16 protein-coding genes are annotated in these 11835 nt (G+C 69.7%); 9 read left to right on the top strand and 7 right to left on the bottom strand.

All coding sequences use genetic code 11. The annotated features are described in order from the left end of the window. Positions 1-22: 22 nt before the first annotated feature. Positions 23-727, bottom strand: coding sequence for a hypothetical protein (locus tag FY549_RS04080; protein ID WP_149083944.1), 705 nt, complete (start codon positions 725-727; stop codon positions 23-25). A gap of 225 nt (positions 728-952) precedes the next feature. Between FY549_RS04080 and rpsF the strand changes: the two genes are divergently transcribed. The 6 genes from rpsF (at position 953) to FY549_RS04050 (ending at position 3673) form a co-directional block, all read left to right on the top strand. Beyond that, positions 953-1321 (top strand): 30S ribosomal protein S6, encoded by a 369-nt coding sequence (gene rpsF / locus FY549_RS04075; protein ID WP_149083943.1) that lies wholly within the window; start codon positions 953-955, stop codon positions 1319-1321. A gap of 4 nt (positions 1322-1325) precedes the next feature. Continuing rightward, positions 1326-1826 carry a single-stranded DNA-binding protein gene (locus tag FY549_RS04070; protein ID WP_149083942.1) on the top strand — a complete coding sequence of 167 codons (501 nt, stop codon included), beginning with the start codon at positions 1326-1328 and terminating at the stop codon, positions 1824-1826. A gap of 71 nt (positions 1827-1897) precedes the next feature. Continuing rightward, complete coding sequence (gene rpsR, locus FY549_RS04065; RefSeq protein ID WP_017203799.1) at positions 1898-2152, top strand: 30S ribosomal protein S18; 255 nt, start codon at positions 1898-1900, stop codon at positions 2150-2152. Positions 2153-2163: 11 nt separating this feature from the next. Beyond that, positions 2164-2616 carry a 50S ribosomal protein L9 gene (gene rplI / locus FY549_RS04060; RefSeq protein ID WP_025102814.1) on the top strand — a complete coding sequence of 151 codons (453 nt, stop codon included), beginning with the start codon at positions 2164-2166 and terminating at the stop codon, positions 2614-2616. 122 nt (positions 2617-2738) lie between these two features. Beyond that, the gene (locus FY549_RS16900) at positions 2739-3272 is read left to right on the top strand and encodes an acyltransferase family protein (protein ID WP_149083941.1); all 534 of its coding nucleotides are present in this window, start codon (positions 2739-2741) and stop codon (positions 3270-3272) included. 35 nt (positions 3273-3307) lie between these two features. After that, positions 3308-3673, top strand: coding sequence for a cupin domain-containing protein (locus FY549_RS04050; protein WP_149083940.1), 366 nt, complete (start codon positions 3308-3310; stop codon positions 3671-3673). Between the two features lie 202 nt (positions 3674-3875). On the opposite strand, the gene FY549_RS04045 is transcribed toward FY549_RS04050, so the two are convergent. The 3 genes from FY549_RS04045 to FY549_RS04040 all read right to left on the bottom strand — a co-directional run bounded on the left by FY549_RS04045 (position 3876) and on the right by FY549_RS04040 (position 6925). Continuing rightward, on the bottom strand, positions 3876-4586 hold the full coding sequence (locus FY549_RS04045; protein ID WP_159463356.1) for a hypothetical protein: 711 nt from the start codon (positions 4584-4586) through the stop codon (positions 3876-3878). Further along, on the bottom strand, positions 4583-5758 hold the full coding sequence (locus FY549_RS16445; RefSeq protein WP_187614974.1) for a hypothetical protein: 1176 nt from the start codon (positions 5756-5758) through the stop codon (positions 4583-4585). The genes FY549_RS04045 and FY549_RS16445 overlap by 4 nt, the downstream gene beginning before the upstream one ends. A gap of 102 nt (positions 5759-5860) precedes the next feature. Then, positions 5861-6925 (bottom strand): hypothetical protein, encoded by a 1065-nt coding sequence (locus FY549_RS04040; protein WP_149083939.1) that lies wholly within the window; start codon positions 6923-6925, stop codon positions 5861-5863. Positions 6926-7454: 529 nt separating this feature from the next. On the opposite strand from FY549_RS04040, the gene dnaB reads away from it, so the two are divergent. Then, positions 7455-8828 (top strand): replicative DNA helicase, encoded by a 1374-nt coding sequence (gene dnaB, locus FY549_RS04035; protein ID WP_062637804.1) that lies wholly within the window; start codon positions 7455-7457, stop codon positions 8826-8828. On the opposite strand, the gene FY549_RS04030 is transcribed toward dnaB, so the two are convergent. Next, positions 8821-9468, bottom strand: a complete 648-nt coding sequence (locus FY549_RS04030; protein ID WP_149083938.1) for a transcriptional regulator — start codon at positions 9466-9468, stop codon at positions 8821-8823. The two genes, dnaB and FY549_RS04030, sit on opposite strands and share 8 nt — an antisense overlap. Positions 9469-9557: 89 nt before the next feature. On the opposite strand from FY549_RS04030, the gene FY549_RS04025 reads away from it, so the two are divergent. Further along, on the top strand, positions 9558-10031 hold the full coding sequence (locus tag FY549_RS04025) for a hypothetical protein (protein WP_149083937.1): 474 nt from the start codon (positions 9558-9560) through the stop codon (positions 10029-10031). Here FY549_RS04025 and FY549_RS04020 read toward each other — a convergent pair. Further along, complete coding sequence (locus FY549_RS04020) at positions 10028-10633, bottom strand: TetR/AcrR family transcriptional regulator (protein WP_149083936.1); 606 nt, start codon at positions 10631-10633, stop codon at positions 10028-10030. The genes FY549_RS04025 and FY549_RS04020 overlap by 4 nt on opposite strands. A gap of 32 nt (positions 10634-10665) precedes the next feature. On the opposite strand from FY549_RS04020, the gene FY549_RS04015 reads away from it, so the two are divergent. After that, a complete protein-coding gene (locus tag FY549_RS04015; RefSeq protein ID WP_149083935.1) occupies positions 10666-11658 on the top strand; it encodes a DMT family transporter in 993 nt (330 codons plus the stop codon). On the opposite strand, the gene FY549_RS04010 is transcribed toward FY549_RS04015, so the two are convergent. Then, positions 11598-11825: an RNA-binding S4 domain-containing protein gene (locus FY549_RS04010; protein ID WP_149083934.1), complete on the bottom strand. Its 228-nt coding sequence runs from the start codon at positions 11823-11825 to the stop codon at positions 11598-11600. The two genes, FY549_RS04015 and FY549_RS04010, sit on opposite strands and share 61 nt — an antisense overlap. Between the last annotated feature and the right edge of the window lie 10 nt (positions 11826-11835).

The following is an 11835-nucleotide window of genomic DNA, read 5'->3' as shown; positions in this document are numbered from 1 at the left end:
GCCCTTCGCGAGTCTCGTCCGATCAGACCGGCGCGACGATGTCCTGCTTCACGTCCCACTCGGTGATCTCGAGCGCGACGTCGACCGACTGTCCCTCGACGGTGGCGGAGCTGGTCGAGGCGAGGTTGACGTAGTCCTCGGTGACCTCGAAGACGACGTCGACAGGGGTGCCGGCCTGCTCGACGGTGCCACTGACGAGGTACACCTTCTGGCCGAGACGCTCGCCGGTGCCGGTCACGGCGAACTCGCCCGTGATGGCCTTCGCCGTCGCGGCGGGATCCATGGCGGTGACGTCCTTCGCGGTGGTGCTGAGGCCCGCGATGATCGGGTCGCTCGACGACGGGTCGGCGGTCTGCCAGTCGCTGGACGGCGACTTCACCCAGACGTCGTCACCGATGGCCACGATCGAGCCCATCGGGGAGAGCGACTCGAGAGCCTTCTCCGACGGGTTGAAGCGCGTGGTGGACTCCATGCCCATCACGGTGGTCTTGGCGGCGTAGCCGGCGGTGTCGGTCATGGCCTCGGCGATGCAGGCGCCGAGCGCGGAGCCGTCGACCGTGGCGCCGTCGGCGAGCTCGGGGCAGTCGCTGGACGGTGCTTCCGCCTCCTGCGACGCAGCTCCGCTCGGCTTCGATTCGGCCGGCTTGTCCGACCCTCCCGCCGAACATCCGGTGAGCATGACGGCGGCGGCGAGTACGACGCCGACCCCCCACTTGTTGACGCGCATGGCGCCCCCCTCCAGGTCACGTGCCGATGACCGTCACCAGGCACGCCCTCCAGCATGCCAAGGACGGGCGCGATCCGTGGGAGGCGGCTCCGAGGAATCTCCGCTAGACTGTCGAGGTTGTCTGCCTTCCGGCCCCCACTCGGGCGCCCACGGCGGGCACGTGCACACACCCTCCTGCTCCCGGGAAAGTCCCGAGAGCCGTTCTAGTCCGAAGGAGGTGGGTAAGTGACGCACCAGTACGAACTCATGGTCATTCTGACCCCCGAGATCGACGAGCGCCAGGTCGCCCCGACGCTCGACAAGTTCCTGAAGGTCATCACCAACGATGGTGGCTCGATCGAGAACGTCGACATCTGGGGCAAGCGCCGTCTCGCCTACGAGATCCAGAAGAAGACCGAGGGCATCTACGCCGTCGTCAACTTCACCGCGACCAGCGCCGCCACGCAGGAGCTCGACCGTCAGCTCAAGCTGAACGAGCAGATCATGCGCACCAAGGTGCTCCGCGCCGAGGAGGCTCAGGCGATGATCGCTTCCGAGGCCAAGCGCGCCGAGGAGAAGGCTGCCCGCAAGTCCGCCAAGGCTGCGAAGGCCTGATCCCATGGCCGGCGAAACCGTCATCACCGTGGTGGGCAACCTCACCGCCGACCCCGAGCTGCGCTACACGCAGAACGGGCTGCCGGTGGCGAACTTCACCATCGCGTCGACGCCTCGCAACTTCGACCGTGCCGCGAACGAGTGGAAGGACGGCGAAGCGCTGTTCCTCCGCGCGTCGGTGTGGCGCGAGTTCGCCGAGCACGTGGCGGGCTCGCTCACCAAGGGCATGCGCGTGATCGCGCAGGGCCGCCTGCGTCAGCGCTCGTACCAGGACCGCGAGGGCAACCAGCGCACCGCGATCGAGCTGGAGGTCGACGAGATCGGCCCCTCGCTCCGGTACGCGACCGCGCAGGTCACTCGTGCGGCCTCGGGCGGCGGCGGGGGTCAGTCCCGTCCCGCGCAGCAGCAGCAGGTGTCGGAGGAGCCGTGGTCCACGCCCGGTTCCTCGACCAGCGCCGACGCCTGGAGCACTCCGGGCAGCTTCGGCGACGACACCCCCTTCTGAAAACACTTCTTCACGGGTGGGTCCCTGAGCTTGTCGAAGGGCCGCACCCCGCTCATCACTAAGGAAAAGCAATGGCTGGAAAGTCGAGCGGCGACCGCCGCAAGCCGCGGAAGGGCGCGAAGAACGCCGCTCCCGCGAAGTCCATCCGGGTCGGCGTCATCGATTACAAGGATGTCGCCACCCTCCGCAAGTTCGTCTCGGAGCGCGGCAAGATCCGCGCCCGTCGCATCACCGGTGTGTCGGTGCAGGAGCAGCGTCTGATCGCCACCGCGATCAAGAACGCGCGCGAGATGGCGCTCCTGCCCTACGCTGGCGCCGGCCGGTAAGGGGTACTGAGATGGCAAAGCTGATTCTCACGAACGAGGTCGCCGGGCTGGGTAGCGCCGGTGACGTGGTCGAGGTCAAGAACGGGTACGCCCGCAACTACCTCATCCCCCAGGGCTTCGCTACGGCGTGGACCCGTGGTGGCGAAAAGCAGGTCGCGTCGATCCAGGCCGCGCGTCAGGCACGCGCGATCCACGACCGCGACGAGGCTGTGGCCCTCAAGAACACCCTCGAGGGCACCAAGGTGCGCCTCGCGGTGAAGGCCGGCAAGGAAGGCCGTCTGTTCGGCTCGGTGAAGACCGCCGACGTCGCAGAGGCCGTCACGGCTGCGGGCCTCGGCTCGATCGACAAGCGCAAGGTGCACATCCCCTCGCCCATCAAGGCGACCGGTGAGCACGAGGCGACCGTGCGTCTGCACGAGGACGTCACTGCCGTCATCACGCTGCAGGTCGTCGCCGCCAAGTAAGACACTCGGCGGGCCTTCGCGCCTGTCGAACGAACGCCCCCTGTCCTCCGGGACGGGGGGCGTTTCTGCGTCAGGACGCGGTGAGGATCAGGCGACGGTGATTTCTCATACGCCGACGCAACATGCGGTGCTGTTGGCTCGATTCCATGGCGGCACCACCCCCGTTCCCGACATCCAGAGCGCCCTGGGGTGATGCCGCGAAGGGGCTGCTGATCGTCCTCGTGGTGTTCTGGCACGTCGTGCTGAAGACCTACCTGAAGGCCGACTGGCGACTCGGCATCCCCCTCCCCGGAGCCTGGGACCTCGCGAGCGACCTCATCTGGCCGTTCCTCATGCCGTTGTTCCTGTTCCTGTCCGGATATTTCGCCTCCGCGGCGCTGGCCCGACCGTGGGCCGTGGTGTTCCGTCCGCGCGTCGTCCGGTTCCTCTACCTGTATCTGCTGTGTCTTCGAGGCGGAGGAGGAGACGCGCTTCGGCGCCTACCTGTCGGTCCGTCTCCGTGCGGACGGCGCCTTCCTCGGCGGAGAAGTCCGGTCCATTCGCTTCGATGCCGAAGGCGGCGCCCCTTCACCCGATCCGTCCGGTCGGGCGTCCGCCCTGATGGGCGAGCGCGGGCGGCGGGACTTCCCGGGCACTGCCGCCGTCATCGACGCTGACGGATCGATCGCCCCGGGCGGATAGGCTGCTGGCCATGACGGATGACGTTCGCAATGTGCACGAGGCCCTTTCCACGATTCACGAGCACTGGCAGCCACACCGGCTCACGAGCGTCAACGACTACGACGTCAAGGTGGTGAAGTTGCAGGGCGAGTTCGTCTGGCACACGCATCCCGAGACCGACGAGCTGTTCTTCGTGGTGAGCGGACGCCTGACGATCCAGCTCCGCGACCGCGACGTCATCCTGAATCCGAACGACGTGTTCGTGGTGCCTCGGGGCGTCGAACACTGCCCGAAAGCCGAGGAAGAGGTGCAGGCGATCCTCTTCGAACCGAAGGGTACGGTCAACACCGGAGACGCGGGCGGCGACATGACGGCGGAGCTCCAGGAGCTCGGCTAAGCCCCATCACGTCCAATGCGTCCGCAGAACGGGCGCACGGATGCCCCGCGGTGGGGGACCACGGGGCATCCGCCGTTTGCGCGGCGGTCACGCTCGGCAGAGGAAGCGCAGCGAGGGCTGCACCGCACGTGCGGGCGCTGCCGCGCGCCGGCGGTGGCGCGTCTCCTCCCCCGAGGACATCGCCACCGCCGGGGCTCAGCGCCTACGCCGCGCGACGGCGCAGCAGGCCCGCACCTCCCAGCAGCAGGAGAGCGGCCAGGGCCCACAGCCACGGGGCCGAGGCACCACCGGTCATCGCGAGGCCGGTGGCCTCACCCGTCGCGGCGGCACCCGCAGCCCACGGCATGCTTGTCATGCCGGCTCCGGTGCTCGGAGTGGTTCCCGGGTTCGTTCCGGGGGCGGTGCCCGGGTTCGTGCCAGGGTCGGTCCCCGGGTTCGTTCCGGGGTCGGTGCCGGGGTCCGTTCCCGGGTCGGTGCCCGGATCCGTACCGGGGTCAGTGCCGGGGTTCGTGCCCGGATCGGTCACCGTGCTCTCGCCGACGACGGAGATCGCGTTCCCGCCGATCGTGATGGGAAGCGTCACCGGGAGTTCCAGCTGAGTCCCGCCGAGGATGCTGTCGTCTCCGCCGGTGGTGCTGCCTCCGGTCGTGGGTGCGGTCGGGGACGTGGCGCCGCCGGTGGTGCCGGTGACGGTGGCGTCGTCGGTGACGGAGATGGCGTTGCCGGTGACGCCGATGGGGGCCGTCACGGGTGCGACCACCTGGGTGCCGCCGAGGGTGCTGTTGTCTCCGCCGGTGGTGCTGCCTCCGGTCGTGGGTGCGGTCGGGGCGGTGGTGCCGCCGGTGGTGCCGGTGACGGTCGCGTCGTCGGTGACGGAGATGGCGTTGCCGCCGACGGTCACGGGGGCCGTCACGGGTGCGACGACCTGCGTGCCGCTGGCCGTGCCGTCCTCGCCCGAGGGCTGCCGCCCGCCGCGGGGGGGGCGGGCGCCGGTGTGGTGGTGCCGGTGGTACCGGTGGCCTCGCTGTCGCCCAGGAGGGAGATGGCGTTGCCGCCGACGGTCACCGGAGCCGCCACGGGTGCGACGACCTGCGAACCGCCGAGGATGCTGTCGTCACCGCCGGTGGTGCTGCCGCCGGCCGCGGGTGCGACAGGGGTGGTGGTGCTGCCGGTGGTGCCGGTGGCCTCGCTGTCGCCCAGGAGGGAGATGGCGTTGCCGCTGGCGGTCACGGGGGCCGTCACCGGGGCGACGACCTGGGTGCCGCTGGCCGTGCCGTCCTCGCCGGAAGTGCTCGACCCGGTCGCGGGTGCTGCCGGTGCCGGTGTGGTGCCGCCGGTGCTGCCGGTGGCCTCGCTGTCGCCCAGGAGCGAGATGGCGTTGCCGCCGACGGTGACCGGGGCGGTCACCGGGGCGACCACCTGGGTGCCGCTGGCCGTGCCGTCCTCGCCCGAAGTGCTCGACCCGGTCGCCGGAGCAGGGGCCGGTGCTGCGGCGCTCCCACCTTCGGCGGCCGACTCGGAGTCACCGAGCAGCGAGATGGCGTTGTCGGACACGGTCACCGGGGCGGTGACCGCCACCAGAGCCTGGGTGCCCGAAAGCACGCCCTCCAGGCCGTCCGTGTCGAGGGAAAGCACCCCGGCCGCGTCAGGGGCCTGGGGAGCCGCGCTCTGGGGAGGAGCGGCGGCCGGGGTGCTGGTCGTGGAGTCTTCGGTGAGGCTGATGGCGTTGTCCGTCACCGTGACGGGAAGGTTCACCGCGACGGCCGCCTGCGTGCCGGAGGCGGTTCCCTGGTCACCGCTCGTCTGCGGAGCAGGTGCCGGGGCCGGTGCAGGGGCGGGAGCCGGGGCTGGGGCTGGTGCCGGGGCGGGAGCAGGTGCCGGTGAAGTCGACGCCGCGTCACCGAGCACGGAGATCGCGTTGTCGACGACCGTGATCGGAGCGGTGATCGGCGCTACGGCCTGGGTTCCGGAGAGGAGTCCGTCGTCTCCGGATGTCTCGGCCGCATTGGCGGCCGTCGCGCCGAGCAGGGTGATCCCGCCGGCGATGAGCGTGCCCCAGAGGACGCGCTTCGCGTAACTACGCATGATGGTTCTCCTGACGTGACTGGTCTGTCTGATGGGATGCGCGCGAGAGAGTGCGCGCGCAGCACGGCATCTGTCACCCGGGTGGGATGACGCGACAGGCCGTCAGTCGGGAGAGACGTCGGTGTCAGCGACGGGAGCGCCTGGAAGGGCGTCGTCCGTCGCGCCGACGGCCCGCTCCCAGGCACGGAGCGGGGTGGCGCCGATCTCGCTCACGCGAGCGTGGGCGCTGGCGGAGGTTCCGCCGGATGCGGCGGAAGAAGAAGCGGGGGCGACGGGGGCGCCCGGAGGGGCGCCGAACGGCGCCGGAGCGGTGTCACCAACGGGGCTCTGCGTGTCCGTCGCGGAGAGGGTCGCCCTGACCGGAGAGCCAGCCCACAGCGCAGACTCGTGGCCCGCCAAGGGAGACGCAGAGCGCGGGGAGGTGAGCGCCGGCGGCACGATGGTGAAGTCCGCACGCGGGGTCACGGTGCTCGCAGGGACGGCGTCCACCGGCGTCTGCGGTGCGACCGGGACCTGCGGCGTGAGCGCCTCGACGACGGGCGGGACGGCCTCTTCCGCAACGCCGCCGACGAGGCCGGTCGTGTCGTCGACGACGCCGACGACGTTCTCGACGAGCTCGATGGCGCCCGAGTCGACGACGATGCCGCCGACCAGCGGAAGGTCGCCGACGAGGTCGAGCACGGGCGCGGTGATCTGTGAGGCCGGGGCAGAGACGAGCACGTCGGTGACGGGTTCGACGACCGTCTCCGTGGTCTCCGCGACGGTCTCGAGCACGGGGGCGGCGGTGTCTCCGACGATCGGGACCTGCGTCACGGTCTCGGTCACTGTCTCAACGACCTCGGGAGCGGCCTGCTGCACCGGAGCGGTGACGTGAGTCACGACCGGTTTCACTACCTCCTGCACGACGGGCGCGACGACCTCCTGGACCACCGGCGTCGCTACATGGTTCACAACAGGAGCCACGACGTCGTTCACGACCGGTTTCGTCACCGCCGTGACCGTCTCGGACACCACCGAGGTGAGGCTGTCGAGCTGGCCCTGGGGCTGCTCATCGGCCTGCGCGGATCCGCCGCCGGTGAGCACCGTGAGTGCCGCCCAGGCGAGCGCGCCGAAGCCACCCCAGAGGACCACGGCGGGTACGCCGCGTCGGGTGGTCCGAGCGTCCACGTCGTCCTCCCCCTCTGAAGGTCAACGTCCAGTCGTCACGGGTGTGTCGATGGGAGGCAGAATACTCGTCGACCTCGGCTCTGTCCAGGGGCGTTTACATCCGATTCGACTCGTGTCAGATCGTGACGCGCCCGGCGGATTTCCGGCTTGACTTTCCCCAGGTTCTACACATGTCCCCCCAGACGGGGAAACCTTCAACGCGCAATTTAAACTCGTTTTCATCCACAGGGTGGGGAAACGACTTATCCCAGCTCAGCAGGATAAAAAAAGTCTCCCACTCACACCATCCACCGGGTTATCCACACCCGTTCTGCACAGACACTCCGAGATTCTCCGCACGCTGTCCACATGGTTATCCACAGGCTGTGTTGCACCGTGTGGAGACCGCTCATAGCGTGGTCGAGCGACCGAATGTCGGGGGCTCCTGTTTGTCTGGGGATGGCCGCCGAGCGGCCGCGGCCCCCGCACCGACATCCGCGGATGCGCGCGCCGGGGTCCGCCTCAGAACCGTCGCATCGAAGGGAACACAGTGTCGATCGCCGACATCTCCGAGGAGCGCCTGGGAGGGCAGCGCCCGCCCGAGCGCACCCCTCCGCACGACCTCCTGGCCGAGCAGAGCGCCCTGGGCGGCATGCTCCTGTCGAAGGATGCGGTCGCCGACGTGATCGAGACGCTCAAGGGCGCTGACTTCTACATCCCCAAGCACGAGCTCATCTTCGAGGCGATCCTCTCGCTCTACTCCCACGGCGAGCCGACCGACGTCGTCGCGGTCACCGACGAGCTCATCAAGACCGGTGAGCTGAGCAAGGCCGGCGGCGCCGACTACCTGCACACGCTCACCTCGATCGTGCCCACCGCCGCCAACGCCGGATACTACGCCGGCATCGTCTCCGAGCGCGCGATCCTCCGCCGCCTCGTCGACGCGGGGACGCGCATCGTGCAGCTCGGCTACGACGGCCAGGGCGACGCGACCGACATCGTCAACAACGCGCAGGCCGAGATCTACTCGGTCACCGGCTCGGAGACGGCCGAGGACTACGTGCCGCTGACCGTCGCCGTCGACGCGGCCGTCGAGGAGATCGAGGCGGCCAACGGCCGCGACGGGTCCATGACCGGCATCCCGACCGGGTTCCGCGAGCTCGACGAACTCACCAACGGCCTGCACGGCGGCCAGATGATCGTCGTCGCCGCCCGTCCCGCCATGGGAAAGTCGACGCTCGCCCTCGACTTCGCCCGCGCCGCGTCCATCGGGCATGACTTCCCGTCGATCTTCTTCTCCCTCGAGATGGGCAAGAGCGAGATCGCGATGCGTCTGCTCAGCGCGGAGGGGGCGATCCCGCTGCAGAACATGCGCAAGGGGACGCTCGACCCGCGCGACTGGACGACGGTCGCCGCGACGCGCGGCCGCATCAACGATGCTCCGCTCTACATCGACGACAGCCCGAACATGACCCTCGTCGAGATCCGGGCGAAGTGCCGACGGCTGAAGCAGCGCGCTGGTCTGCGCATGGTCATCATCGACTACCTCCAGCTCATGACGTCCGGCAAGCGCGTCGAGTCCCGTCAGCAGGAGGTCTCGGAGTTCTCCCGAAGCCTCAAGCTGATTGCCAAGGAGCTGCAGGTGCCGGTCATCGCGCTCTCGCAGCTGAACCGTGGTCCCGAGCAGCGACAGGACAAGAAGCCCGCCATCAGCGACCTGCGAGAGTCCGGATCGATCGAGCAGGACGCCGACATGGTCATCCTCCTGCACCGCGACTCCGTCTACGACAAGGACGTCCGTCCCGGCGAGGCCGACCTCATCGTGGCCAAGCACCGTAACGGTCCGACCGCGACCATCACCGTCGCGTTCCAGGGGCACTATTCCCGGTTCGCCGACATGGCCCCGGGCGGCGACTTCAACTGAGTTGAGGCCGCCCCGGTGCCTCCGCAGCGGCGTCCTCGCGGAGTGTCAGCCGCACATGGCAGGACTGGGTCGTCGCGAACGGGATCACGCGCGCGACCTCGACCGGTCCTCCGGCTCGGGCCAGCACCGACTTCATCAGCTCCTCGTGCACCCGGCAGACCACGCTCTGGTCGTCGGTCAGCAGGGCGCGGAAGCGGCAGGGGGAGAGGTCGACCGTGAGCTTCTTCTCGTCGATCTCCGGCTGCAGGCCCACGTCGTCGAGGTGATGGAACAGCGCGTCGAGCTGGTGGGTCGCCGCCTCGGGGAGGCCTGACCGGGTCGCCGGGAGAACCGCGCGCATGAGGTCGCCGTTGCGGATGGCTTCCTGCATGCGACGTTCCTCGACCTCGTTCGGCTCTGTCGGCGGGACCGGCGAGAACCGCAGGCGCGGGCGGCCGCGCCGACCGGTGTGCTCGACCTCGGAGCGGGTGAGCCCCTCACCTTCGAGCACGCGCACGTGGTCGCGGAGCGTATTCACGTGGAGCCCCGTGGTGAGGGAGAGCTCCGCGAGACCGATTCCCGGGGTGTCCATGATGGCGGCGAGAACCCGCAGTCTGCTGCTCTGAGCGAGGCCGCGATAGGCGTCGGTAGGACGTGGCATGTTACCCATTATCCATCTCACCAGCCTGTGCGGCGATTTCCACGGCTACCGCCCTCCGGGGGTCTGGATGCGCCGTTTAGCCTGGGGGCATGAGAGGTGGACGCACGGTGACCGCGCTGCGCCTGCTTCTGCCGGCGTTCCTGCTCGGCGCGATCATCGCGATATCGTTCCTCGAGGCGCCGCTGAAGTTCTTGGCACCCGGGATCACGATCCCGCTGGGTCTCGGCATCGGCCGCCTCGTGTTCACGGCCCTCAACGTCCTCGCAGGCGCGGTGCTCCTCGTCTTGACGGCGGTCAGTGTGCGGGCCAGGGTCGGGCGGTCCTCCGCCCTGCTCCTCGGCGGGCTGTGGGTGGTGTTCCTCGTCGAGGTGGTCATCATCCGCCCCATCCTCAATCGGCGCAGCGACCTCGTCATCGCGGGGGAGGAGGCGCCGGGGACCGATGGCGCCCACTACGCCTACATCGTGGCGGATGTGACGATGGTGGTGCTGCTCGTGGCCTTCCTCGTGGTCACGGTGCGCGCGGTCCTGCCGCCGCGGTCCTCGCCGACGGCGAGCGTCTAGGACACGCCGGTCGGCGCCGAGTCCAGCAACCGGCGCGCGCTTTCCCGAGCGGTCGCGAACGGCTCCGCGAACGTCCCCATGCCGACCGTGACGATCGCACCCTCGTAGAGGAGCATGAGCGTCTCGGCGAGCCGGTGAGGGTCGTGGAACCCGGCCTCACTGCAGAGCTCCGCGAAGACCGCGAGCAGCCACTCCTTCTCGCGCCGGGCTTCGGCGAGCACGAGCGGCGCGTCCCCCGCGCCGTCGATCTCGGCCCTGGCGTTGATGGCGCTGCACCCCTTGGCGCTGTTGTCAGGCACCCAGGCGATGGCGGCGTCGAAGATCGCGAGCACGCGCACGGGCCCTGGCTCCGGAACGCGCGCCAGGTGGGCGGCGACGTGGTCTCGCCAGCGCGCATCCCGGTGCTGGAGGTACGACACCACGAGGGCCTCCTTGGACCCGAACCGGTCGTAGAGCGTCTTCTTCGTCACCCCGGCCGCGGCGGCGATGGTGTCGACCCCGATGGCGTGGATGCCGCGCTCGTAGAAGAGATCGGAGGCGGCGTCGAGCACGCGGCGCGCTCCGGGGGTCAGCAGCGGGAGCTCCGGCACGGGGATCGACATGCAAAGAGTATACCAACCTGTATAGTGAGGGAATGAGTAAACAGATCGGTATACTCTCGGCGACTCTCACGGTGGGCGCCGCGGCGGCTTTCGTGCTCACCTGGAGCTCGGGCTTCCTCATCCCGGCCGTCGCCACGACCGACGTCGACCCGCTCACGCTTCTCGTCTGGCGGTTCGCTCCCTTGGCGCTCCTGCTCATCGGCGTGACCGCGGTGTCCGGGGCGGGGAAGGGGATGATGCGGCGCGAACTCGGCGTGCAAGCGGTCATCGGGTCGCTCGCACAGTTCGGCTACTGCGCGGCGGTGTACGCGGCCGTCGGCGCGGGCATCGCCAGCGGGACCGTCGCGCTGATCGACGCCGTCCAGCCGCTGCTCATCGCCGTCCTGGTCGGCCCGGTGCTGGGCCTCCAGGTGCGTGGTGGCCAGGTGGCGGGGCTCGGGATCGGAGCGGCGGGTGTGCTCCTCGTCGTTCAGTCGCAGTTCGGCGACGGCTCGGCCCCGCTCGCCGCCTACCTCCTTCCGGCAGCGGCCCTGGTGTGCCTCGTCATCGGCACCCTCGTGCAGCGGCGGACGGCCGTGCGCACGGGGGTGCTGCTGACCCTGACCATCCACGTGAGCGTGACCGCCGTACTGCTCCTCGTCATCGGAGCGCTCTCGGGGGCGCTGATCCCGCCGGCTCGACCATCGTTCTGGCTGGCCGTGGTCCTGACCGCGGTCTTTCCCACGCTCGCGGCCTATGGACTGTACTGGTGGCTGCTGCGCCGGGTCGGGATCACCGCCCTGCAAGCCCTGCTGTTCCTCGTGGCACCGGCGACGGCGATCAGCGGGGCGCTCCTGCTCGGCGAGCCGCTGACCCCGGTCACGCTCGGCGGCTTCGTCCTGTGCGGTGCCGGGGTGACCGCGGTGCTCGTGAGCGAAGCGCGGAACCGGGGTGCGGAGGGGGCGGACGTGTCCGTGCCCCCGGGTCAGGGCCGGCCGCGGACCGCCCGGCCCTCGAAGGTCACCACGTCGCCGTCGCGGAGCTGACGCCCGCGGCGGCGGTCGACCTCGCCGTTCACGGTGACGTAGCCGTCGATGATGACTTCCTTCGCATCACCGCCCGAGTCGAGCAGGCCCGCGAACTTGAGGAACTGCCCGAGGCGGATGACCTCGCCGCCGATGGAGACCTCGTCGATCGGATCGGAGTTCGTCATCCTTGCATGC

It is taken from the genome of Microbacterium sp. 1S1, assembly GCF_008271365.1.
GTDB lineage: Bacteria > Actinomycetota > Actinomycetes > Actinomycetales > Microbacteriaceae > Microbacterium.
The sequence above is the reverse complement of the archived record's forward strand: the minus strand, read 5'-3'. Positions and strand labels throughout refer to the sequence as shown.